This is a genomic window from Streptomyces sp. NPDC030245 (assembly GCF_055572995.1).
In genome coordinates this window covers 12682-37013 of record NZ_JBVICF010000005.1, presented here as the reverse complement: position 1 = coordinate 37013, position 24332 = coordinate 12682, and the positions used below count along the sequence as shown (strand labels likewise).

Here is a 24332-nt window from a genome sequence, read left to right as displayed (position 1 = left end):
TTGTTTCGTTCTGCTGTCTGCGATTGAATCCGGGCATGGCGGAGGGGATGACCGATGTGAACGGACTGGCCGACGACCGTGTGCTCCTGGGGCGCACCAGCACGGCCCAGCGGGTCGCCGACATCCTCAGGAGCCGCATCGCCGCGGGCTTCTTCCCGCCCGGCACGCGGCTCTCCGAGGACAGCATCGGCGCCGCGCTCGGCGTCTCCCGCAACACCCTGCGAGAGGCGTTCAGGCTGCTCACCCACGAGCGGCTGCTTGAGCACCAGCTCAACCGCGGCGTCTTCGTGCGCGTGCTGACCGACGAGGACGTACTGGACATCTACCGCACCCGCTCGCTCGTCGAGTGCGCCGTCGTGCGCGGACTCGGTCAGCCGCCGTACGCCGTGGACGGGCTCGCCCGCGCCGTGGCGGACGGCCGGCGGGCCGCGCGCGCGGGCGACTGGAAGGGCGTCTCCACCGCCAACATCGACTTCCACCGGGAACTGGTCGCCCTCGCCGGCAGCGCCAGGACCGACGAGCTGATGCGCAGCGTCTTCGCCGAACTGCGCCTCGCCTTCCACGTGATGGGCGACCCCCGGCGGCTCCACGAGCCGTACATCGCACGCAACCGGCAGATCCTGGAAGCGCTGCAAGAAGGCCGCCGTGACGACGCCGAGGCGCTGCTCGCCGAGTACCTCGACGACTCGCGCCGCCGCCTCGTCGACGCGTATGGGCGGCGCGGCACCGGGTGAGCGGGGCGGGTCGGAGCGGCGGCGAACGGGGCGGGCTGGGCGGATGTTGGGCGGGGCGGAGCGGCGGTGAGTGGGGCGGCCTCGGCCGATGTCGAGCGGGTCGGACCGAGGGTGAGTGGGCCGGGCGGGACCGCTGCTGAGCGCTGCCGGGTCTGCGCCGTTTCGACCGTTGTCAGACCGAGGACCTAGTCTGTGCACCGTGACTTCGCCTGCCGTTACGGACACCGCTCCGCCCCAGCTCAGCGCGGGGCCGCGGCCCGCTCTGGGCCCGGCCGCCGACGAGGGCCTGGCGCGCCGCCTGCGCGCCCTCGCCTGCACGGCTCCGCTGCACGACCTCGACGTGCGCAAGGCCAACCTCGCGGGCGAGTACACGGTGTACGCGATGGCGGAAGTGGCCCTCTCCGCCATCGACCTCGTCACGCTCAACATGGACTTCGACACCGGCGCCGACCACGAGCAGATCGTCGCCAGGCTGCTCCCGCGCGTCGCCGCCCAGGCCCCGCACCGCCCGGCCGCCGAGCACGAGCGCGTCGCCCGCTGGGTCCTGGAGAACCTGATCAACGTCGGCAGCGTCGACCGCGGCTTCCGCGCCGTATACGGCACTTTCGCCCCCGACGGCACCTATGTCCGCAGGGACTACGACTTCAAGCTCCTCGAAGAAGTCCCCGGCTACGGCGGCAGTGTCTACCTCCGCACGACCGACGAAGCGGTCAACGTCCTGGTGGGCGCCCTGGACACCGACGTCACCAGCGCCCAGATCGCCGCCGAGGTGAAGCTGGAGGTCCTGATCAGCCGCGGCAGGCTCGCCGACGCCCAGCTCGCCGCCGAGCAGGCCCGCTACCGCACCGTGCAGTACTCGGAAACCCTCCGCAAGGCCCTCGACGCGACCCGGCGCAACGTCCGCGCGGTGGACTGGCTCCGCGCCGTCCCCGACATGATCGCGGAGGCGCTCGACCACGTCGCCGACCGCTACCGCCACGAGAACGCCATCCTGACCAACATCCGCAAGGCCCGCGACGAGTCCGAGGACCCCGAGCAGAAGCGCCGCGCCGCCGAGCTGGTCGACATCGTCAAGGACTGCATCCGCCGCCACACCCAGCTGCAGTCCCGCCTCCTGGAGGCCGGCCCGCTGTTCCGCGCCGAGCAGGACCGGCAGGCCTTCGCCACCCCCACCGCCCGCGCGGGCCTCGATCTGTACGGGCAGCTGGTCGCGCCCCTCCTGCCGCTCCCGGCGGAGCAGGCGAGCCGCGTGACGGACGCCTTCTTCGCACGCGGCACCGGCCTGCGCACCCCCGTCTCCGTCCGCGTCGGCGACCTCGTCGACATACTGCTGACGCCGCCCATGGAGCGCGAGCACCTCGGCGCCGAGATGCCCGAGCCCGACCTCATCGCCACCCCGGACGACAGCCGCTTCAGCGAGGAGCAGCTCACCAGCGCCATGGACCTCCTCGACCTGCCCGCCGACGCGCCGCGCCGCCTCTCCGGACTGCTCGCCGATGCCCGCCGCCGCGATCCCGAACTGCCCTACCTCGTCGCCCTGCTGGCCGTGCACGCCGCCAGCCCGCCCGTCGGCACCGCCTACCGCCAGGGCGAGGAGAAGCTGCTCTTCGCCGTGGACGACGGCACCGAACTCGACGACGAGGAGTTCGGCGGCGCCGACCTCATCGTCGGCACCGCCCTCCTGGACGCCGCCGGCATGGCGGCCGACCGGACGGAGGCCGCCTGACCATGCCCACCCCTCCCGCACGCCGCCCCGGACCCCCCACGCGGCACCCCGACCGCGCGCACCGCCCAGACCGAGAGCACCTCGCGCACCACCCCCACAAGGAGCACACGCCGTGACCGACCACCCCGCAGAGCACGCCGCGTGGGGCGAGCCGGACTCCACGGCGGCGCCCGCCGCCCCCGCGCCCGTCACCCCGGCCGACGCCGCCGACGCCGCACGGCTCGTCGCCTTCGGGTTGCAGCCCAAGCTCCAGCCCGCCCGCGACCAGGAGTACGCCGAGCTGCTCCGCCGCTACCGCGAGGACCCGCCCTTCGCGCGGCTCGCCGACGCCGTCGCCACCGGACTCGGCCTCGTCGTCCTGGAGGTCTCCCCGCGCGCGGGCATGGCCGTGACCGCCGCCGAGGACTCCGTCTTCGCCGTCCGCATGGGGGACTACGCCCGCCGCGCGGCGACGGACGCCTCCGACCGCTTCCTGCACGGCCTCGCCCACCTCGCCGTCGCCGCCATGGCCTTCCCCCGCCCCGAAGACCTCGCCGACGACGGCTACATCGGCCGCGTCACGGTCAACGGCGTCGACGCGTTCGTCCGCCAGGCCTGCCGACGCCTGGAGGAGCGCGCCGAGGAACACGGCGAGAACACCGACCCCGCCACCGACGCCCCGGGCCTCGAAGCCGCCTGGCGGATCTGGGCGCGCCGCAGCTCGACCGGCGCCACCAAGGACGCCCGCCGCCTCGCCGGCTCCACCACCGGCATCATCGGCAAGGCCGTCGCCTTCCTCACCGACTCCGGATTCCTTCAGCGCACGGGAGACGACTCCGGAGGGACGTACCGCACCACCGCCCGCTACCAGCTCCAGGTCCGCGACATGGCGGGCAGCGCCGCCATGGCGGAGCTCCTGGAGCTCGGCGTCGTGCCGGTCACGGACGGCTCCGCGACGCTCCTGCCCCCCGAGGACATCGACGACCTGGAGCTGGCCGCCGACGCGGGGCTGCCCTTCCACTCCTGAGCCCCGCTCCCGCCCCTCTTAACTTCCTGCCGTTCCGCACGACTTACGATGAGAGTCCGCCGCCATGTACGAGCTGTCCCGGATCCGCCTCTACTCCATCGGTCCGGCCGGTGCGCGCTACGCCGACACCGTGCTCGACCTGCGCGGCGTCGGCGCCGAGGTACCCGACCCCGCGCCCGCCCAGGCGGAGTTCTTCGAGGACGAGCCGGTCGGCCCGCCGCGCCGCCCCGCACCCGCGGGCGTCCTCTTCCTGGAGAACGGCGGCGGCAAGTCCGTCCTCCTCAAGCTCATCTTCTCAGTGATGCTGCCGGGCCACCGGAACACCCTCGGCGGCGCCAGCTCCGGCGTGCTGCGCAAGTTCCTGCTCGCCGACGACTGCGGGCACGTCGCCCTGGAGTGGCAGCACACCCTGACCGGCGAGTGCGTGGTCGTCGGCAAGGTCAGCGAATGGCGCGGACGGCAGGTCTCCAACGACCCGCGGAAGTTCGCCGAGGCCTGGTACTCCTTCCGGCCCGGCCCCGGCATGAGCCTGGACTCGCTGCCCGTCGCCGAGTCCACCGCCGTACGGCCGTCGGCGGAGGGCGCTTCGGGAGCCCAGGGACGCCGGCGCACCATGAAGGGCTTCCGCGACGCGCTGACCGAGGCCGGCAAGGCGTACCCGCACCTCGAAGTGCACTGGGAAGAGATCCACGACCGCTGGAACGAACACCTCGGCGACCTCGGCCTCGACCCCGAACTCTTCCGCTACCAGCGCGAGATGAACGCCGACGAGGGCGAGGCCGCCGGCCTCTTCGCCGTCAAGAAGGACTCCGACTTCACCGACCTGCTGCTGCGCGCCGTCACCGACACGCGCGACACGGACGGCCTCGCCGACCTCGTCCACGGCTTCGGCAACAAGCTCGGCCGCCGCGCCGAACTCATGGCCGAGCGGGACTTCACCGCCGGCTCCGTCGACCTGCTCGGCCGCATCGTCGACGCCGCCGACACCCGGGCACGCGCGCGTGACGTGCACGCGGGCGCCGAGCGCCGCACCCGGACCCTGGCACGCCGGCTCTCCGCACGCGCCGCCGAGGAGCGGGGCCGCGCCGCCGACCTCGCCGAGCAGGTCACCGCCGCCGCCCACACCGTCACCGAGGCCGAGCGGGCCCGCGGCAAGAGCGCTCTGATCTCCGCCGAACTGGCCTACCGGCACGCCTCCCTGGCGCTCACCGTCGCCGAGAAGGCAGCCGCCGCCCAGCGCCGCGAACTCGCCGACGCCCGCACCCTGCACGCCGCCTGGCAGGCCGCCGAAGCCGTCCTGCGGCACCGCGCGGCCGCCGACCGCTCCGCGCGCGTGGCCGTCGCCATCCGCGAGGCCGAGCGCGACGCCGCACCCGCGCTCGCCGCCCGCGCCAAGGCCGCCTCCGACCTCGTCCGCGCCCTGCACACCGCGGCCGAAGGCGCGGAGAACCTCGCCAACGAAGAGGAGGAGCGCTCCGCGGCCCTCCAGGAGACCGGCGAGGCCGCCCACCGCGACGCCACCGCCGCCGCCACCGAGGCCCAGCGCGCCCGCAGCGAGGCGGGCCACCTCAAGCAGCGCCTCGCCGAGGTCGAGCAGGAGACCGCGGAGGCCGTCCGCGCGGGCTGGCTCGACGACACCGCCCCCGACGCCGACCCGGCCCGCGCCGCCCTGGCCGCGAGCGACGCCGAGAAGACCACCGTCGCCGCCTGGGACACCGCCCGCGAGGCCGCCCGCCGGGCCGCCGACCACGCCAAGGAGACCGCCGCCGCGGAGGCCCGCGCCGAGCTGACCGCGGCCCGCGCCTCGGACGCCGCGGCCGCCGCCGAGGCCGCCCACGACGCGGAGCTCCGCGCCGCCGAGTCCATCGCGCGGGACCACCGGCTCGCCGAGCTGCTGAGCCTGCCGACCGCGTCCGCCACAGTGCCGCAGCCCCGCCAAGCCGCCGGGAACAGCACGGAAAGCGCCCTCTCCGGAGGAGACGGCGCCCTCTCCGTGGAAGAGCTCGACCGCTCCGCGGACGACCTGAAGGCCCTCCTCGAAGACGGCGTCGCCTCCGCCGAGCGACAGCTGTTCGAGCTGCGCACCGCGGCCGCCGACGACTCCCGCATCCTCGGCGCCCTCGGCGACGGCGGACTCCTGCCGCCCGGCCCCGACGTCCTCGCCACCGTCGAGTTCCTCGGCGAGCACGGCATCCCCGCACTGCCCGGCTGGCGCTACCTCGCGCAGGCCGTCGACCCCGCCGACCACGCGCGCGTGCTCGCCGCCCGGCCCGAGCTGGTCGACGGCGTGGTCATCACCGACCCCGACACGCACGCCCGCGCCCGCGAAGCCCTCGCCGACGCCGCGCTGCTGCCCCGCTCCGCCGTCGCCGTCGGCACCGCCGCCGCCCTCCTCGCCCCCACGCCGAGCGAGCAGGCGGCGGACAGTGGCGTCTTCCTCGTACCGCCGAACCCGGCCATGCACGACGAGCACGCGGCCGACGAGGAGCGGCAGGCGCTCCGCGCGCGGGCCGCGCGGCGGGACGAGGAGATCCGGGCGCTCGCCGCCCGGCTCGGCAAGGACCGCGAGCTCGCCGCCCGCCTCGCCTCCTGGCGCGCGGGCTGCCCCAGCGGCCGGCTCGCCGAGCTCGCCTCCGCGGCCGCGGAGGCGCGCGCCTTCGCCGAGGAGGCGGAGGCCGAGCTCACCGAGGCCCGCACCGCGCGCGCCGAGGCCGACGAGGCCGCGAGCGAGGCGGCACGCGTGCGTGACGAGCGCCAGGAGGCCGCCCAGCGCGCGCGGCGCTCCGCCGACGCCCTCGCGGGCCTCGCCTTCCGCCTCCGCGAGCGGGCCGGATGGCAGGCCAAGCTGCGCGAACTGGCCGACGACGCCGTGGAGTACGAGGCCCGCGCCCAGACCTGCCTGGACCGCGCCCGCGCCGCCGACGAGGACCGCCGTGCCGCCCAGCGCGCCGCCGACGACGCCCGCCGCACCGCCCGCGCGCTGCGCGCCGAGCGCGCCGAGATCGCCGGCGCCCCCGAGGACGTCCCCGCCGAGAGCGAGGCCCCGAAGGCGTCCCTGCCCGCCCTGCGCGAGGCCTACCGCGCGGCGTCCCAGCTCTACGAGAAGGTGGGCGTCGGCGCCGACCTCCGGGCCGAGCAGGCCCGCGCCGAGAGCGACGAGAGCGCCGCCCTCGCCGAGCTCGACCGGCTCAGCAACAAGGTGCGCACCCGCGCCGCCCTGCTCCTCGAAGGCACCGACGGCTCCGACGGCCCGTCCCGGCAGGCCGCCGCCGCGCGCGCCGAGGCCCAGGTCCAGCTCATCGAGGCCCGCGCGTCCGCCGCGAGCGAGCAGCTCGGCCGGCTGCGCGGCGAGGCCGAGCGGCACGCCCCCGAGGACGGCGACGCCCACACCGAGCTCCCCGAAGAGCTCGTCCCCGGCGACGCCGAGCAGGCCCAGTCGCTCCTGCGCACCGCCACCGGCGAACTGGCCGCGCACACCGAGGCGCTGAGCCGCGCCAAGGAGGCGCACGCCGCCCTGCTGCACACCCACCGTGTCACCGAGGACGCGGCCGGGGGCTTCGACGAGACCGCGGCCCTGCTCCGGGACCTCCTCCGCGAGCACCATGAAGAGGAGGCGGAGGAAGCCCCCGAGGCCTATCCCGGTTCCCTCGAAGAGGCCCGCCAGGCCGCCGCGGAGGCCCGCCGCTCCCTGCGCGGCTGCGCCGCCGACCTGTCGACGGCCGAGTCCGCGGTCCGCGAGGCGAGCGACATCCTCGTACGCCACGCGAACTCGACGCGGTACGAACAGGTGCGCACCCCCGCGCGCCAGCAGATCCGCGAGCTGCCCGCGTCCGCGCTGCCCGAGCACGCCAAGAAGTGGGCCGACGCCTTCGCGCCCCGGCTCCGCGTCCTCACCGACGAGCTGGAGCAGCTGGAGCGCAACCGCGACAGCATCGTCGACCGCCTGCGCGGTCTCGTCGAGTCCGCCCTCGCGACCCTGCGCTCCGCCCAGCGCCTCTCCCGCCTGCCCGAGGGCCTGGGGGAGTGGTCCGGGCAGGAGTTCCTGCGGGTCCGCTTCGAGGAGCCCGACCAGGCCACGCTCGTGGAGCGGCTCGGTGAGGTCATCGACGAGGCCACCCGCGCCGCCGTGAAGAAGAACTCGGACCTGCGGCGCGACGGCATGTCGCTGCTGCTGCGCGGCGTCCAGGCCGCCCTGGAGCCGCGCGGCGTCGCCGTCGAGATCCTCAAGCCGGACGCCGTGCTGCGCGCCGAGCGCGTCCCCGTCGGGCAGATGGGCGACGTGTTCTCCGGCGGCCAGCTGCTGACCGCGGCCATCGCCCTGTACTGCACGATGGCCGCACTGCGCAGCAACGACCGTGGGCGCGACAAGCACCGGCACGCCGGCACGCTCTTCCTGGACAACCCCATCGGCCGCGCCAACGCGACGTACCTCCTGGAGCTCCAGCGGGCCGTCTCGGATGCGCTCGGTGTGCAGCTGCTCTACACGACCGGTCTGTTCGACACGACCGCGCTCGCGGAGTTCCCGCTGGTCATCCGGTTGCGGAACGACGCGGACCTGCGGGCGGGCCTGAAGTACATCAGCGTCGAGGAGCACCTGCGGCCCGGCCTGCCGCAGCGCGACCCCGACGACCCGGCCGGCGAGACGGTGCACGGAGAGATCACCGCGACCCGGATGTACAAGCGGCCTGCCGCACAGCCGGACCCCGTCACCCCGTAGGGAACTCACTCCACAGTGAACTCACTCCGTAGCGAGCTGTTTCGTCAGCCACTCGTGGAAGAGCCCGATGTGGTGCTCGGTGGGCACCAGCACCCCGCCCTCGCGGTAGGCGCGTGACGCCATCGCGGGCTGGGTGCGCTCGCAGGCCGCGAAGTCCTGCGTGTTGACCCGGTGGAAGAGCTCCACGGAGCGCGTGAGGTCGGCGCCGGACGCGACGACGTCGGGTGCGTACAACCAGTCGCACTCGACGACCGTGCGGTCCTCGGCCAGCGGGAACATGCGGTGCAGGATGACGTGGTCGGGGACGAGGTTGACGAAGACGGTCGGCTTCACGGTGATCGCGAAGTAGCGGCGGTCCTGGTCCTCCGGCACCTCGGGGAGCCGGCCGAAGCCCGCGCTGCCGTCGACGGTGAAGCCGCCGACCTCCTCGCCGAACGCGGCACCGTGCCCCACGTAGTACTGCGCGGCGAAGCCTTCCGCGAACTCCGGCAGCACGTCGGTGAGTTCCGGGTGGATCGTCGCGCAGTGGTAGCACTCCATGAAGTTCTCGACGATCAGTTTCCAGTTGGCGCACACGTCGTAGGTGACGCGTCTGCCGAGCGCGAGCCGTTCGGTGCCGTAGCGCTCGATGGACGCCTTGTCGCCGAGGCGTTCGACCGCCGCGCCCATGACGGTCTCCTCGAAGGAGGGCGGCTCGTCGGCCAGGCACACCCACGCGTAGCCGAGCCACTCCCGAAGGGCGACCCGCGCCAGGCCGTACGCGGTGCGGTCCACGTCCGCCATCTTCACCAGGCCGGGCGCGGCGATCAGCCTGCCGTCCAGGTCGTACGTCCAGGCGTGGTACGGACATTGCAGGGCGCGGCGCACCCGGCCCGATTCCTCGGTGCACAGCCGGGCACCGCGGTGGCGGCAGACGTTGAGGAAGGCCCGCAGTTCCCCGGTGCGCGAGCGGGTGACAAGGACGCTCTCCCGCCCCACCCGCACGGTGCGGAAGGCGCCGGGACCGTCGAGGTCGGCGGAGCGCACCGCACAGAACCAGAGCGCTTCGAAGACACGTTCCTGCTCCTGCCGGAAGATCTCCGGGTCGGTGTAGTAGTGGCCGGGGAGGGTCGCGATGAGACTCGGCGGCAAGGGGGTCGTCGGCACGGTTCTCGTACTCCTCAACTCTCGTACTCCTCAACGGTGCTTCTCAGGCAGGTGTGGCGGCGAGGCGGCTGGGGTCGAAGAGGTCGATGGGGTGCCCGGTGGTGCCGTCCAGCGCCAGGTCGGCGAGGATCTCCCCGACCACGGGCACGAACTTGAAGCCGTGTCCGGAGAAACCGGCCGCGACGGTCACCGAACCGGGGTGCGCGGGATGGCGGGCGATCACGAAGTGCTCGTCGGGGGTGTTGGAGTACATGCAGGTGGCAGCCTTGACGAAGCCGCCGGGAAGGTCCGGGACCAACCGCCCCACCTGCTCGGCCATGGCGACGATCTCGTCGTCGTGGACCGTCCGTTCAATGGTCTCCGGAGTGCAGGGCGTGCCCTTGCGGAAGAAGGCCACTTTCGCTCCCAGGGCGGGCCCGTCGATGGCGGGGAAACCGTAGACCTGGACGCCTTCCGCGTCCTCCCAGATGTAGATCGGATGGTTCTCGGGGAGGAAGGGACCGACTCCTCCGGAGGGCTGGAACCAGTACATGACCTGCCGTTCGATGGTGAAGGGCACGCCCAGGTCGGTCAGCAGCTCGGGCGCCCACGCGCCTGGACACACCACCAGGTGCCCGGCGGTGTAGGTGTCCTCCGCGGTGTGGACGCGCACCCCGTCCTTGTACGGCTCCCACCGGGTCATGGGCTCCTCGAAGTGCAGGTCGGCGCCGTGCCGCGTGGCGAGCTGGAGGTGTGCGGCCACTGTGTTCTCGGGCCGGACGAGGCCCGCCCGCGCCTCGTACAGGGCCACCTCGTCGTCGCCGGGGGTGAGCGTCGGGAAGCGGCGGCGGATCTCCTTCGCGTCGAGCATCTCGTGGGGCAGGCCCCACTCTTCGGCGGAGCGCAGCGACCCGCTCACCGTGCGGCTGTCGGGCCGCCCGAGCATCACGCCGCCGCACAGGGTGGCGATGTCGCGCCCGGTGTCGCGTTCGAGGCGGTCGTAGAGCTCGTAGGCGCGCAGCAGGAGCGGTACGTACGCGGGGTCCTCGAAGTACGACTGGCGGGTGATGCGCGAACCGCCGTGGCTGGAGCCGCGTCGGTGCACCGGACCGAACTTTTCCAGGCCGAGGACGCGGGCGCCGCGTGCGGAGAGATGGTGGGCGGCGGCGCTGCCCATGCCGCCGAGGCCGATCACGATCACGTCATGGGTGGGGGACACGGGTGCCTCCTGGCGGTCGGCGGCGGTCGGACCAGCCGCGGTGGGGTCAGCGGCGGATGCGGGTCATCTCCGGGTCGAACAGGGGCTCCTCGGCGACCGTCGCGGGAACCTTCTCGCCGAAGTACTCCACATGGACGCCGGTGCCCGGCTTGAGGGGCGGCAGCCAGGCGTAGGCGACGCAGCGGCCCAGGGTGTACCCGTAGGAGGCGCTGGTGACATATCCGGCGGGGGCGCCGCCCACATGGACGGGCTCCTTGCCGAGGACGACCGCCGCGGGGTCGTCGAGGAGCAGCGCGGTGAGCCTGCGCGCGGGCGGCCCGAGCGCTTCGAGCGCCGAACGCCCCACGAAGTCGCCCTTGTTCATCCGGACCGCGAAGCCGACGCCGGCCTCGTAGGGGCTGTGTTCGGTCGTCATGTCCTGGCCCCAGGCCCGGTACCCCTTCTCCAGGCGCAGGCTGTTGAAGGCGGACCGGCCCGCCGCGATCACGCCGTGCGCGCGGCCCGCCTGCCACAGCGTGTCCCAGAGGCGGAGCCCGAGATCCGCGCTGGTGTACAGCTCCCAGCCCAGTTCACCGACGTACGACAGGCGCAGGGCGGTCACCGGCACGTGCCCGATGTACGTCTCCTTGGCCTTGAAGTAGCCGAACGCCTCGTGCGAGAAGTCGTCCCGCGTGAGCGGCTGGACCAGTTCGCGGGCCAGCGGCCCCCAGACGCCGACGCAGCACGTCCCCGAGGTGATGTCCCTGAGGTGCACGTCGTCGGGGGCGTGGCGGAGCAGCCAGTCGAGGTCCGCGGGGGAGTTGGCACCCACCTGGAACCGGTCGGGGGCGAGCCGCGCCACCGTCAGATCGGAGCGGATGCCTCCGGCCTCGTCGAGCAGGAGGGTGTACGTGACCGAACCAGGCCTTTTGGCGAGGTTGTTGGAGGTCATGCGCTGGAGGAAGGCGAGGGCGCCGCTGCCGGTGACCTCCAGGCGGCGCAGCGGTGTCATGTCGTAGAGGGCTACCCGCTCGCGGGTGGCGCGGGCCTCGGCCGCCGCGACGGGCGACCAGTGACGGGCCGCCCACGCGTCACGCGCGGGCACCTCGATGTCCGCGACCGACGGGGAGTTGGCCTCGTACCAGTGCGGGCGCTCCCAGCCACCGCCCTCCAGGAACACCGCGCCCAGCTCCTGCTGCCGGACGTGGAAGGGGCTGACCCTCAGGGGCCGTGGGTGGTCCGGCGGCTGGAGCGGGTGGATGACGTCGTAGACCTCGATGAACTGCTGTGCCCCGCGCTCCGCCACATAGGCGGGGGAGCGCTGCGCGTCCTCGAAGCGTGTCAGCTCGCACTCGTGCAGGTCGAGCGAGGGCCGTCCGTCGACCATCCACTCGGCGACCGCCTTGGCGACGCCCGCCGAGTGCGTGACCCAGACGGCCTCGGCCAGCCAGAAGCCGCGCAGCTCACGGGCCTCGCCGAGCACCGGCATGCCGTCGGGCGTGAAGGAGAAGATGCCGTTGAAGCCCTCCGCGATCTCCGCCCCCTGGAGGGCGGGGAGCAGCCGACGGCACTCCTCCCAACTGGGCGCGAAATCCTCCTCGGTGAAGGGGTACGAGGACGGCATGGTCTCCGCGTCGTCGTACGCCGGGACCGTGAACGGATCGACGGGCATCGGCCGGTGGGCGTACGACCCGATGCCGACGCGGTCGGTGTGCTCACGGAAGTACAGGTCCCGGTCCTGGTGGCGGAGGATCGGCCGCGACGCCTCGGTGCGCGCGTCGTTGAGCCCCGCGAGCTCCGGCAGGGGCGTGGTCTTCACATACTGGTGGGCGAGCGGCAGCAGGGGCACGTCGACACCGGCCATGCGCCCGATCACCGGACCCCAGAACCCGGCCGCCGAGACGATGTGGTCGGCGGGGAAGGTGCCGCGGTCGGTGCTGACACCGGTGACGCGGCCCCCGTCCCGCTCGATGCCCGTCACGGTGTGCCGGTCGAAAAAACGTGCTCCACGCGCGCGTGCCCGCTCCAACTGCGCACGGCACGCGGACACGGCGCGGGCCAGGCCGTCGCCGGGCGTGTACAGACCGCCGTACACCCGTGCCTCGTCGACGAGCGGCCACAGCTCCTTGCAGCGGGCGGCGCCCACGAGCTCGGCGCGCACGCCCCAGGAGGCGGCCCATCCGGCCTTGCGGTGCAGATCGGCCCAGCGCTCGGGCGTGGTGGCGAGCTCCAGGCCGCCCACGGGGTTGAAGCACGGGAGACCGTCCACCTCCAGGGCGGTGAACTTCTCCACCGTGTACGAGGCGAACGCGGTCAGCGTCCTGGAGGGGCCCGTCCGGAAGACCAGGCCCGGCGCGTGCGAGGTGGAGCCGCCCGGCGCGGGCAGCGGCCCCTGGTCGAGCACGGTGACGTCGGTCCAGCCGCGGGCGGTCAGCTCGTCGGCGAGCGAGCAGCCGACGACACCGGCCCCGATGACGACCACGCGGGGCCCACGGGGCCGGGTGGTGCTCACAGGACCACCACCGATCGCAGCACCTCGCCCCTGCGCATCCGTGCGAACGCCTCCTCCACCTCATCGAGCCGGATGGTCTCGGAGACGAAGCCACGCAGGTCGAGACGGCGGTTGAGGTACTGGTCGACGAGGATCGGGAAGTCCCGGGTGGGCAGGCAGTCGCCGTACCAGGACGACTTGAGGGCGCCGCCGCGCGAGAAGACGTCGATCAGCGGCAGATCGACGGTCATCCCCGGATCGGGCACGCCGACCTGGACGAGCACGCCCGCGTGGTCACGCATGTAGAAGGCCTGTTTGTACGTCGACGGGGTGCCGACCGCGTCGATCGCGACGTCGACGCCGTGCCCGCCGGTCAGCTCGCGCACCGCATCGACGGCGTCCGTGCCGCGCGAGTTGACGGTGTGGGTGGCGCCGAACCGTGTCGCGCCGTCCAGCTTGCCCTCGTCGATGTCGACGGCGATGACGCGGCGCGCCCCGGCCAGCGACGCCCCGGCGATCGCGGCGTTCCCGACGCCGCCGCAGCCGATGACGGCGACGGTGTCCCCGCGGCCCACGCCGCCGGTGTGCACCGCGGCTCCGTACCCCGCCATCACTCCGCAGCCGATCAGGGCCACGGCCTCGGGGCGGGCCGCCGGGTCCACCTTCACGGCCTGCCCGGCGGCGACCAGGGTCTTCTCGGCGAAGGCGCCGATGCCGAGGGCGGCGCTCAGCGGAGTGCCGTCAAGGAGGGTCATGGGCTGGGCGGCGTTGCGGGAGTCGAAGCAGTACCAGGGGCGGCCGCGGAGGCAGGAACGACAGGCCCCGCAGGGCGCGCGCCAGGCGAGCACGACGCAGTCGCCGGGCACCAGACCGGCGACGTCCGCGCCGACCGCCTCCACGGTGCCGGCCGCCTCGTGGCCGAGCAGGAACGGGAAGTCGTCGTTGATCGCGCCTTCCCGGTAGTGCAGATCCGTGTGGCAGACCCCGCAGGCCTGTACGGAGACGAGGACTTCTCCGGGGCCTGGATCTGGCACGACGATCGTCTGCACCTCGACGGGCGCGCCCTTCTTCGGGGCGACGACGGCACGGACCTCGTGGGGCACGGCCAGACTCCTCTGCTGTTGCGCACGGCGTGGCGGAGTTGTTGCGTACTGCACGATCGGTTGCGCTATGAGAGACATAGTGGGAACGCCATCAAGAGGCCGTCAAGAGGGTGGAGTCAAGAGGGTGGAGTCAAGCCTTCGCGAAACGGTCGGGCGCCCGGGGTGCCGACGGCACGCGCGAGGGCGGGGCCGGAGAGTGCCGGCCCCGCCCTCGCATTCGAACCTCAGAAGCCGTACCCCATGCGGCGGGAGAGCTCGACGGCGGACGCGACGGTGCGCTTGGCGAGCTCGGTCAGCCGCTCCTCGGTCAGCCGGTAGACCGGCCCCGAGGCGCTGAGCGCCCCGATCACCTTGCCGTCGTGCGCGCGCACCGGCGCCGCGACCGCGGCGAGGCCCACCTCCAACTCCTCCACCGCGACGGCGAATCCCTGCCCGGTCACGGTCTCCAGCTCCCGCCGCAGCGCCACCGTCCCGGTCACCGTGTGCTCGGTCAGCCGGGGCAGGGTGCGGGCCAGCAGGCCCTCGCGCAGCGTCGTCGGCAGATGGGCGAGCAGCACCTTGCCGCTGGACGTGGCGTGCAGCGGGGTGCGCCGGCCGAGCCAGTTCTGCGCGGTCACCGAGGCCGGGCCCCTGGCCTGCATGATGTTGACCGCGGCGTCGTCGTCCAGGACCGCGATGTTCACCGTCTCGCCCAGCTCGTCCGCGAGCTCGCGGCAGACCGGGCCGCCCTCCTGCGAGATGTCCATGCGCACTGCCGCCGCCCCCGCGAGGCGCAGTACGCCGGCGCCCAGGAAGTACTTCCCGCGGTCCTTGGCCTGGCCGACCAGGCCCCGGTTCTCCAGCACGCCGAGGAGCCGGAAGGCCGTCGACTTGTGGACGCCCAACTCGTCGGCGATCTCGGTGACCCCGGCCTCCCCGTGCCGCGCGAGGATCTCCAGAACGCTCACCGCGCGGTCCACGGACTGAACGGATCCGGCCGCGCCCTTCGCCTGCCTCTCCCGCGGCTCACCGCGCGATTCCCTGCCCTGATCAGCCTGTTTCCGGTCGCCCGTCATACCTGAAACCTCACCACCTGGCGGCCTGTTGAAGCCGCGTCCTCGGGAAGCCCTTGACGCGATGGGCGCCCCACCCGGATTCTGTTGCGTATGGCGCTCTCTCATGCGTCATACGAAACGTCATGTTACCGAAGAGTCTTGGGCCCCCAAGGGCCCGGGACCGCGTTCAGCCGGACTGACTAGGTGGGCCCATGATCCCCGTATGCCGCCTTGAAGACCTCCCCGCGGGCGAAGCCGTCCGCCTCGACACCACGCCGCCCGTCGCGGTGTTCAACGCCGACGGTGAGCTCTTCGCCATCGACGACACGTGCAGCCACCAGGACGCGTCCCTGTCGGAGGGCTGGCTGGAGGGGTGTCTCGTCGAGTGCCCGCTGCACGCCGCGTCCTTCGATCTTCGCACCGGCCGACCCGTCTGCCTGCCCGCGCGCCGCCCCGTACGCGTCCATCAGGTGTACGTCGAGGACGGCATCGTCCACGTACGCCTCACGCCCACCGACGCGGAGACCGCCGACAAGGGGTCCGCGGCATGAGGACCGTCATCGTGGTGGGCGCCTCGCTCGCCGGCCTGTACGCCGCGCGGGAGCTGCGCGCCCAGGGGTTCGACGGCCGCCTGGTCCTCATCGGGGACGAACCCCACGCGCCGTACGACCGGCCGCCCTTGTCCAAGGGATTCCTCACCGGGGCCGTGGACCTGAGCGTGAGCCAACTCGCCCTCGCAGATGAGGAGGAGGTGGCGGAGCTCGCCGCCGAGTGGATCCTCGGCACGCGCGCACGGGCCCTCGACGCTCGCGGCCGCGCTGTCGTCCTCGACGACGGCCGCACCCTGGCCGGGGACGGCGTCGTCATCGCCACCGGGGCGTCGGCGCGCCGCCTCCCCGGGCCTCCGCTCGCGGGCGTCCACACGCTCCGAACCCTCGACGACGCCCGCGCGTTGAGGGCCGGGCTGACCAGCGGGCCGCGTCGCGTGGTGGTGATCGGCGGCGGCTTCATCGGCGCCGAGACCGCCTCCTCGTGCGCGGCACTCGGCCATGACGTCACCGTCGTCGAAGCCGCGCCCCTGCCGCTCGCGGCCCAGCTCGGACCGGAGATGGCGTCGGTGTGCGCGGGGCTGTACGCGCGTGGTGGGGTCCGACTCCTCACGGGGGTCGGGGTGGCGGCACTGCGTGGCGCGTCGCGGCAAGCGCCGCCGGGTGCGGGGAGAGCGGAGGGCGCCGGGGGCGCTGTCACCGCCGTGGAACTGTCCGACGGCCGGCTGCTGCCCGCCGACGTGGTCGTCGTCGGCATCGGGGCGACCCCCAACACCGGCTGGCTCGCGGGCTCACATCTCGCCGTCGACGACGGCGTCCTCTGCGACATCGGCTGCGTCACCGCGCTGCCGCAGGTCGTCGCGGTGGGCGACGTCGCCAGGGTGGGCGGAGTCCGCGCCGAGCACTGGACGAGCGCGACGGAGCAACCCCGCGTCGCGGTACGCAACTTGCTCGCCGGGCACACCGTCGAGTCGGCGTGCTCCCTGCCGTACTTCTGGTCGGATCAGTACGGCTCCCGCGTGCAGTTCGCCGGGCACCGGGACAAGGGTGACACCGTGCGCATCGTCGAGGGCTCACCGGAGGGGCTGGGGGAGGGCGGTGGGGCCGGGTTCCTCGCCGCGTACGAGCGCATGGGCAGGACCACGGCGGTCCTCGCGGTGGACCGCGCCCGTCCCTTCATGAAGGCGCGCAGGGCCTTGGCGGCGGAGCGGACTTCGGAGCTCGCGGCGGTCTGAGGCCGTGGTGACCTCCGGGACCGCGGACGACTCCGTGATCGCCGCCCTAGGGGCACAACCGGCACCAGCGGTGCCACCAGCACCACCACCCCCCGTGAGGCCACTCCGTCGCCGAAGCTCAGGAATGCGACAACTGCCCCGACCCACTCCGTCCTTGGACGCGCTCCCGCCCCTGTATTCGATCGCGTCCCTGTACGCGGTCGTATCCCTGTACGCGGTCGTACCCCTGTATGCGTTCTTTCCCGCGCGCCACGGCCCGTGCCTCGCGGCGGGCCCGGCGCCGCTCGCGCCGCAGCCGCCGTGCCGTGCTGCTCGGCATCGACACGACTCCGTGCCGTTGGTTCCACACCTGGCGGGTCACCCACACGTCGAGCACGCCCCAGGTGGCGACGACCGTGCTGGCCACGCTGCTCAGCACCATGGGGAAGGAGAGCCAGGAGCCCGCCAGGGCGGCGAGGAAGGCGATCATCGCCTGCACGAGGGTGACCGCCACTATGATCACGGCCCGCACCGCGGCTGTCCGCACCGGATCGGGCAACCGCCTTCTGCGGGCAGGCTCCTCGACCCACAACGGCGGCCGCTCGGCCGCGCCCTGCCACTCCTGCGGACCGTCCCCCTCCGCGCCGCCCCCGGACTTCTTGTGGCGCTCTGCCGTGCCCATCATCTCGTCACTCCCCCCGCTGCTCGCGGTCGTTCACGGGACACCCTGTGGTCTCCGACGGTGGTCTCTGGGCCAACTCACCACTGGCTGCCCGTTTTGCCGCGCTTCATGTCGCCTGCCCCGTGACGTACCGGTGGCGCGCCGGTGACCTCTCCTCGATCCGCGGCTCTCTTCCTCATGGACGAACGAGAGATCCGAAAGATTCCCGCTCAGGTTCCGCGGAGCGAAGAGATCAGGCCAACTGGCGTGCCGGGAAAGGCGGATGAGGCCGGTCGGCAGGTGCCTCATGCTGGGACGCAATCTCCCGTAATGGAGGGACAACTAGGGACGTCTCTTTCGCGTCACGGCTGAAAAGCGCTCGGATGTGCCTTCGAGTTGCCCGTGAGTCAGTAGTAGGCTCGCGCCGTTTGTTGACGCACATGTGTGCCCCTGGCCCGTGCAACGGCCGCAGGGGGCCGATCTGGGGGAGGCCATGCGCTTTCGCGGGAAGTCCATCCGCCGGAAGATCGTGGCGCTGCTGCTCGTGCCGCTGCTCTCCCTCACCGCGATCTGGGGCTTTGCCACCGTCGTCACCGGTCGCCAGGCGCTGAGCCTCATCGACACGGTGAACGTCGTCGACAAGCTCGCCTACCCGGTCGAGGACACGGCGCGCGTGATCCAGCAGGAGCGCCGCCAGACCCTCGTCTACCTCGCCGACCCCCGGGCCTCCGACGCGCTCGCCGCACTGCGCCGCAGCCGGACCGCGACCGACGAGATGGTCGACAAGATCCGGGCCAACGCCCAGGACCCGGACGTCCGTGACGGCGTCAACGGAGACTCGCGGAAACGGCTCGACGAGCTCGTCGAAGCCTTCGACGGCATCGAGCCGCTGCGCAGGAGCGTCGAAGAGGGCACGATCGACAGGGCCGGCGCCCTGAAGATGTACACGAAGCTGATCGACCCCTACTTCGACCTGCTCAGTACGCTCAACGGCTTCTCCGGTCTCGACGACATGAAGTACGACCAGCAGGGCCGTGCGCTCGTCGGCGCCACTCGCGCGCGTGAACTGCTCTCCCGCGAGGACGCGTTGATCGGTTCGGCGCTCGTCGCCGGGCGGATCACCAAGGCCGAGATCCGGCAGGCCACCGAGCTCCGCGCCCAGCGCTCCCTCCTCTTCGAGGTGAACTTCGCGCAGCTCCCCGAGGACGACCGCGCCCGCTACGAGCGCTACTGGAACGGCACCGAGACCACCCAGCTGCGCAAGGCCGAGCGGGACATCATCGAGTCCGGGCCCGACAAGCAGCGCGCGGTCACGTCCGGCCACTGGGACCAGGCCGCGGGCCGGGTCCTCAAGCAGCTCTCCGAGAGCAACAACGCGGCGACCGACCGCTTCCAGGACCGCGTCGAGCCGGCCGCCGTCGGAGTCGTGGTGCGGGTCATCGCGGCCGGTGTGCTCGGCCTGCTGGCGCTGCTGGTCTCGCTCTTCCTGTCCGTACGCATCGGCCGCAGCCTCATCCGCGACCTGCGCCGGCTGCGGCTGGAGGCCCACGAGGCGTCCGGCGTCCGGCTGCCCGGCGTACTGCGCCGTCTGGCGGCGGGCGAGCAGGTCGACGTGGAGACCGAGGCGCCCCGGCTGGAGTACGGCAAGGACGAGATAGGCCAGGTCGGGCAGGCACTCAACACATTGCAGCGCGCCGCCGTCGAGGCCACCGTCAAACAGGCCGACCTGCGCCGCGGCGTCTCCGAGGTCTTCGTCAACCTCGCCCGCCGCAGCCAGGTGCTGCTGCACAAGCAGCTCACCCTCCTGGACACCATGGAGCGCAGGACCGAGGACACCGACGAGCTCGCCGACCTGTTCCGCCTCGACCACCTGACCACCCGCATGCGGCGGCACGCGGAGGGCCTCGTGATCCTCTCCGGCGCCGCCCCGTCGCGTCAGTGGCGCAAGCCGGTCCAGCTCATGGACGTCGTCCGCGCGGCCGTCGCCGAGGTCGAGGACTACGAACGCATCGAGGTGCGCCGCCTGCCCCGCATCGCGGTCACCGGGCCCGCGGTCGCCGACCTCACGCACCTCATGGCCGAACTCCTGGAGAACGCCACGGTGTTCTCGCCGCCGCACACCGCCGTGCAGGTGCTCGGCGAGCACGTCGCCAACGGCTTCACTCTGGAGATCCACGACCGCGGCCTCGGGATGACGGCCGACGCCCTCCTGGACGCCAACCTGCGGCTCGCGGAGACCCCCGAGTTCGAACTGTCCGACACCGACCGGCTCGGTCTGTTCGTGGTCAGCCGACTCGCGCAGCGCCAGCGCGTCCGCGTGTCGTTGCAGCCCTCTCCGTACGGCGGCACGACCGCTGTCGTCTTCATTCCCGAGTCGCTGCTCACCGACGACGTGCCCGACACGGGTGGCGCGGGCTTCCGGTTCGACCGGGCGCAGACCAAGGAGTCCGTGGCGGGCTCGGGCAAGGGGGTCGACCGTACGGCGGCGCTCGCCCAGGTGCCCGTGCAGCTGCCGGGGCTGCCCGCCTCCGTCCTGGACGGCCCCGTCGAGCTGGAGGCGCCCGTCGGCCTGGCCGACCTCGACGCCTTCCCCGGCGCCCTCGGCGACGAGGAGAGCGAGCGCGGTGGCCTCTTCCGGCCGCGCCGCCGGGTGGCGGGCACGCCCGGCGAGCAGCACCAGCAGGCCCGTGACGACCGGGAGACGAGCCGCGGGGAGCCGACCCGCCGGGACGCCGCGCCCATCGGAGCCGAGGACGACGCCGGCGAGGACGCCCACTCCGGAGGGCCCGTCCCGCTGCCGCGCCGCAGGACCCCGAAACTGGTCCGCTCGAACGGTCGCCCGGTGACGCACGCCAGGCCGCAGGAGAGCCGCAGCCCGGACACCGGGCCGCAGGACAGCCGGTTCCCGGAGACCGGGCCGCAGGACGGCCGATCCCCGCAGAGCAGCTGGTCCTCGCAGGACAGCCGCCGCTTCCCGGACGAGGGGCAGCCTGACAGCCGCTTCCCGGAAGGCAGGCATGCGGAGAGCAGGCACCCGGAGAGCAGGCCGCTCGCCCCGGCCGCCGAGGACGAGGCTCCACGGCGCCCGCGGTCGCAGCCCGCCTGGCCCGACCTGTCGCCGCCGCACCGCGACGTGACGGCCGTCGACGACGTCTCGACGGACCTTCCCCGGCGCGGCCGCCGCGTCACCGCTCAGAACCGCGCCATCCCGGACACCGCTGCCCAGGACCGCGCCACCCCGGACCGTGCCCCCTGGGACGGCACCGGGCTGCGGCCGTCGGCGGCGCCCGACTCCGACACGACCGCTACGGGCGGGCTGCCCCGCCGCGTCCGGCAGGCCAGCCTGGCCCCGCAGTTGAAGGACGGACCCGACCGCCGCCCCCGACGGGCCGAGACCCGGCCCGAGGAGCGCGACGCGGACGAGGTACGCAGCCGCATGGCCTCGCTCCAGCGGGGCTGGCAGCGCGGCCGCGACGAGAACGCCGCGGGCGACGACGCCACGAACGGCACAGCACCAGGAACGACACCCGAGGGGGACGGTCGATGACCGCACCGAATGCCGACGCACGCACCACCACACCCGGCGGGAGGGGGGAGCTGAACTGGCTCCTCGACGACTTGGTGGAGCGCGTCGCCAGCATCCGCAAGGCGCTCGTGCTCTCCGGAGACGGCCTGCCGACCGGTGTGTCGAAGAACCTGACCCGGGAGGACAGCGAGCACCTCGCAGCCGTCGCCTCCGGGTTCCACAGCCTCGCCAAGGGTGTCGGCAGGCACTTCGAGGCGGGCAGGGTCCGGCAGACCGTGGTCGAGCTCGACGACGCCTTCCTCTTCGTCACGGCCGCGGGCGACGGCAGCTGCCTCGCCGTCCTCGCGGAAGCGGACTCCGACGTCGGCCTGGTGGCGTACGAGATGACGCTGCTGGTCAAGCGGGTCGGTGTGCATCTGGGTACGGCGCCGCGCACGGATCTGCCCGCCGGGGGGTAGTGGGAGGTCATGAGCGAAGACGGTCGAGGGACGCAGAGAACAACAGAGGCCACGCGGAAGTTACCGAAGGCGCAGGAGGCGCCCCGCTGGTTCGACGACGACGCCGGTCCCGTAGTGCGTCCGTACGCCATGACACGCGGCCGCACCACGAGCCCCGGGCAGCACCGGCTCGACCTGATCGCGGTCGTCATCACCGAGGACCGGGCGTCCGGCGTCCACGAGGCCGACCAGACGCTGTCTCCGGAGCATGTGGACATCGTCGAGCTCTGCCGTGACACGCCCCAGTCGGTCGCCGAACTGGCGGCCGAACTCGACCTGCCCATCGGCGTGGTCCGTGTCCTCATCGGCGATCTCGTCGAGGACGAACTGGTGCACGTGACCCGTCCGGTGCCCCCTGCCGAGCTCCCGGACGAGAGCATTCTGCGCGACGTGATCAGCGGCCTCCGGGCGCTCTGAACAGCGGCACGATGAACAACGTCACGTGCGGCAACGACCGCCACCAGTACGACGTAACCCCCGGCGGCGGCGGATACGGACCGGCCCCGCGTGACACCACCGAAGCAGGAGAAGTGAGCGATGATCTTCAGGCGCAGTGAGCGCGGCAAGGCCCCCGTCGAGCCGGTCACGCTGAAGATCCTGGTGGCGGGCGGCTTCGGCGTCGGCAAGACGACCCTGGTCGGCGCGGTCAGCGAGATCAGGCCGCTGCGCACCGAGGAGACCCTCAGCGAGGCCGGCCGCCCCGTCGACGACACCCGTGGCGTCGCGGGCAAGCACACCACCACCGTCGCCATGGACTTCGGCCGCATCACGCTGCGCGAGGACCTCGTCCTGTACCTCTTCGGCACCCCCGGACAGGACCGCTTCTGGTTCCTCTGGGACGAGCTGGCCACCGGGGCACTGGGCGCCGTCGTCCTCGCCGACACCCGCCGCCTGGAGGACTGCTTCGCCGCCATCGACTACTTCGAACGGCGCTCCATACCCTTCGTCGTCGGCGTCAACTGCTTCGAAGGCGCCACGCGCTACCCCACGGACACCGTGCGCCAGGCGCTGGACCTCGACCCCGAAGTGCCCGTCGTGCTCTGCGACGCGCGCGACCGCGAGTCCGTCAAGGAAGTCCTCATCGACGTCGTCGAACACGCGATGGCGGCGGCCGCGGCCGCCCGCGCGCACGCCGTCCCGTAGCCGCGCACACAGCGGCCCGTACCCCCGCCGACCGGGGTACGGGCCGCAGCTCTGCCCGGCTCAGCCCGCGCCGTCCTCCAGCCAGCCGAAGCTCCGCTCCACCGCCTTGTGCCAGTTGTGGAACTCGCGGTCCCGCGACGCGGCGTCCATCCGCGGCGCCCACTCCACGTCCTGCTGCCAGTGCGCCTTGAGCTCGTCGAGGTCGTGCCAGACGCCGGTCGCGAGGCCCGCCGCGTACGCCGCGCCCAGACAGGTGGTCTCGGAGACCTTGGGGCGGATCACGGGCACGCCCAGGACGTCCGCTTGGTGCTGCATCAGCAGGTTGTTCTTGGTCATGCCGCCGTCCACCTTGAGGGTGGTGATCCGCACTCCGGAGTCCTGGTACATGGCGTCCACGACCTCGCGGGTCTGCCAGCTGGTCGCCTCCAGGACCGCCCGTGCCAGATGCGCCTTGGTGACGTACCGGGTGAGCCCGGTGACGACACCGCGCGCGTCGGAGCGCCAATAGGGCGCGTACAGGCCGGAGAACGCGGGCACGATGTACGCCCCGCCGTTGTCGTCCACGCTCGCCGCGAGCGGCTCGATCTCGTCGGCACTGCGGATGATGCCGAGCTGGTCGCGGAACCACTGCACCAGCGCGCCGGTGATCGCGATGGACCCCTCCAGGCAGTACACGGGCGCCTCGGAGCCGATCTTGTAGCCCATCGTGGTGAGCAGCCCGTTCTTCGAGGGGACGGGCCGGTTGCCGGTGTTGAGCAGCAGGAAGCTGCCCGTGCCGTAGGTGTTCTTGGCGGTTCCCGTGTCGTAGCAGGCCTGTCCGAAGACGGCCGCCTGCTGGTCACCCAGGGCGGAGGCGACGGGCACTCCGGAGAGCTGGCCCACGGCCGTGCCGTAGACCTCGGCGGACGACCTGATCTCCGGCAGGACCGCTTCGGGGATGTTCATCGCCGACAGGATCGAGCTGTCCCACTGGAGCGTCCGGAGGTTCATCAGCATGGTGCGGCCCGCGTTGGTGACGTCGGTGACGTGCCGGCCGCCGTCGGTGCCGCCCGTGAGGTTCCAGATCAGCCAGGAGTCGATGGTGCCGAAGGCGATCTCGCCCCGCTCGGCGCGGGCCCTGAGCCCCGGCACATTGTCGAGCAGCCAGGCGGCCTTGGGCCCGGAGAAGTAGCTCGCCAGGGGCAGCCCCGTCTGCTCGCGGAAGCGGTCCTGGCCGTCTGCGCCGCCCAGGTCGTTGCAGAGCCCGGAGGTGCGGGTGTCCTGCCACACGATCGCGTTGTGCACGGGTTTGCCGGTGGCGCGGTCCCACAGGACTGTCGTCTCGCGCTGGTTGGTGATGCCGAGCGCGCTCACCTGGTCGGCGCGGAGCCCGGCCTTCGCGATGGCGCCCGCGACCACCGCCTGCACCTTGGACCAGATCTCCGTGGCGTCGTGCTCCACCCAGCCGGGCTTGGGGAAGATCTGGCGGTGTTCCCGCTGGTCCACGGCGACGATCGCGCCGTCCTGGTCGAAGATGATGCAGCGGCTCGAAGTGGTGCCCTGGTCGATGGCGGCGACGAATTTCTCGGAGCTGTCCGGCATGGCTACCCCTTGATGACCCTTGGTGAGA

18 protein-coding genes are annotated in these 24332 nt (G+C 72.9%); 11 read left to right on the top strand and 7 right to left on the bottom strand.

Annotation, left to right across the window (positions count from 1 at the left end; genetic code table 11):
• Positions 1-35: 35 nt before the first annotated feature.
• The 4 genes from ACZ4Z4_RS14880 (at position 36) to ACZ4Z4_RS14865 (ending at position 8183) form a co-directional block, all read left to right on the top strand.
• Positions 36-734, top strand: coding sequence for a GntR family transcriptional regulator (locus ACZ4Z4_RS14880; protein ID WP_468326939.1), 699 nt, complete (start codon positions 36-38; stop codon positions 732-734).
• 199 nt (positions 735-933) lie between these two features.
• Positions 934-2460, top strand: coding sequence for a hypothetical protein (locus tag ACZ4Z4_RS14875; protein ID WP_468326938.1), 1527 nt, complete (start codon positions 934-936; stop codon positions 2458-2460).
• A gap of 112 nt (positions 2461-2572) precedes the next feature.
• Positions 2573-3466 carry a hypothetical protein gene (locus ACZ4Z4_RS14870; RefSeq protein WP_468326937.1) on the top strand — a complete coding sequence of 298 codons (894 nt, stop codon included), beginning with the start codon at positions 2573-2575 and terminating at the stop codon, positions 3464-3466.
• A 64-nt stretch (positions 3467-3530) separates the two neighbouring features.
• Positions 3531-8183 (top strand): hypothetical protein, encoded by a 4653-nt coding sequence (locus ACZ4Z4_RS14865; protein WP_468326935.1) that lies wholly within the window; start codon positions 3531-3533, stop codon positions 8181-8183.
• 21 nt (positions 8184-8204) lie between these two features.
• On the opposite strand, the gene ACZ4Z4_RS14860 is transcribed toward ACZ4Z4_RS14865, so the two are convergent.
• The 5 genes from ACZ4Z4_RS14860 to ACZ4Z4_RS14840 form a co-directional block, all read right to left on the bottom strand.
• The gene (locus ACZ4Z4_RS14860; protein WP_468326934.1) at positions 8205-9329 is read right to left on the bottom strand and encodes an aromatic ring-hydroxylating oxygenase subunit alpha; all 1125 of its coding nucleotides are present in this window, start codon (positions 9327-9329) and stop codon (positions 8205-8207) included.
• 43 nt (positions 9330-9372) lie between these two features.
• Positions 9373-10527, bottom strand: coding sequence for an N-methyl-L-tryptophan oxidase (solA, locus tag ACZ4Z4_RS14855; RefSeq protein ID WP_468326933.1), 1155 nt, complete (start codon positions 10525-10527; stop codon positions 9373-9375).
• A 46-nt stretch (positions 10528-10573) separates the two neighbouring features.
• A complete protein-coding gene (locus ACZ4Z4_RS14850; RefSeq protein WP_468326931.1) occupies positions 10574-13018 on the bottom strand; it encodes a GcvT family protein in 2445 nt (814 codons plus the stop codon).
• Positions 13015-14100: an S-(hydroxymethyl)mycothiol dehydrogenase gene (locus ACZ4Z4_RS14845; protein WP_468326930.1), complete on the bottom strand. Its 1086-nt coding sequence runs from the start codon at positions 14098-14100 to the stop codon at positions 13015-13017. Before ACZ4Z4_RS14845 ends, ACZ4Z4_RS14850 begins: the two co-directional genes overlap by 4 nt.
• 224 nt (positions 14101-14324) lie before the next feature.
• Positions 14325-15155: an IclR family transcriptional regulator gene (locus tag ACZ4Z4_RS14840; RefSeq protein ID WP_468326928.1), complete on the bottom strand. Its 831-nt coding sequence runs from the start codon at positions 15153-15155 to the stop codon at positions 14325-14327.
• Positions 15156-15346: 191 nt separating this feature from the next.
• Here ACZ4Z4_RS14840 and ACZ4Z4_RS14835 point away from each other — a divergent pair, with 191 nt between their 5' ends.
• Positions 15347-15685 (top strand): bifunctional 3-phenylpropionate/cinnamic acid dioxygenase ferredoxin subunit, encoded by a 339-nt coding sequence (locus ACZ4Z4_RS14835; protein ID WP_468326926.1) that lies wholly within the window; start codon positions 15347-15349, stop codon positions 15683-15685.
• The gene (locus ACZ4Z4_RS14830) at positions 15682-16917 is read left to right on the top strand and encodes an NAD(P)/FAD-dependent oxidoreductase (RefSeq protein WP_468326924.1); all 1236 of its coding nucleotides are present in this window, start codon (positions 15682-15684) and stop codon (positions 16915-16917) included. The genes ACZ4Z4_RS14835 and ACZ4Z4_RS14830 overlap by 4 nt, the downstream gene beginning before the upstream one ends.
• A gap of 118 nt (positions 16918-17035) precedes the next feature.
• Here ACZ4Z4_RS14830 and ACZ4Z4_RS14825 read toward each other — a convergent pair whose 3' ends face one another.
• Positions 17036-17578 (bottom strand): hypothetical protein, encoded by a 543-nt coding sequence (locus ACZ4Z4_RS14825; protein ID WP_468327655.1) that lies wholly within the window; start codon positions 17576-17578, stop codon positions 17036-17038.
• Positions 17579-18050: 472 nt separating this feature from the next.
• Here ACZ4Z4_RS14825 and ACZ4Z4_RS14820 point away from each other — a divergent pair, with 472 nt between their 5' ends.
• From ACZ4Z4_RS14820 to ACZ4Z4_RS14800, 5 genes are read left to right on the top strand one after another with little or no spacing between them, the layout of a single operon-like run.
• Positions 18051-21104, top strand: coding sequence for a sensor histidine kinase (locus ACZ4Z4_RS14820; RefSeq protein WP_468326922.1), 3054 nt, complete (start codon positions 18051-18053; stop codon positions 21102-21104).
• On the top strand, positions 21101-21541 hold the full coding sequence (locus ACZ4Z4_RS14815) for a roadblock/LC7 domain-containing protein (RefSeq protein ID WP_468326920.1): 441 nt from the start codon (positions 21101-21103) through the stop codon (positions 21539-21541). Before ACZ4Z4_RS14820 ends, ACZ4Z4_RS14815 begins: the two co-directional genes overlap by 4 nt.
• Before the next feature lie 9 nt (positions 21542-21550).
• Positions 21551-21997: a DUF742 domain-containing protein gene (locus ACZ4Z4_RS14810; RefSeq protein ID WP_468326918.1), complete on the top strand. Its 447-nt coding sequence runs from the start codon at positions 21551-21553 to the stop codon at positions 21995-21997.
• An 11-nt stretch (positions 21998-22008) separates the two neighbouring features.
• Complete coding sequence (locus ACZ4Z4_RS14805) at positions 22009-22137, top strand: hypothetical protein (protein ID WP_468326916.1); 129 nt, start codon at positions 22009-22011, stop codon at positions 22135-22137.
• Positions 22118-22723: a GTP-binding protein gene (locus ACZ4Z4_RS14800; protein ID WP_468326915.1), complete on the top strand. Its 606-nt coding sequence runs from the start codon at positions 22118-22120 to the stop codon at positions 22721-22723. Before ACZ4Z4_RS14805 ends, ACZ4Z4_RS14800 begins: the two co-directional genes overlap by 20 nt.
• A gap of 60 nt (positions 22724-22783) precedes the next feature.
• Here ACZ4Z4_RS14800 and glpK read toward each other — a convergent pair whose 3' ends face one another.
• Positions 22784-24304 carry a glycerol kinase GlpK gene (gene glpK / locus ACZ4Z4_RS14795; RefSeq protein ID WP_468326914.1) on the bottom strand — a complete coding sequence of 507 codons (1521 nt, stop codon included), beginning with the start codon at positions 24302-24304 and terminating at the stop codon, positions 22784-22786.
• Positions 24305-24332 lie beyond the last annotated feature (28 nt).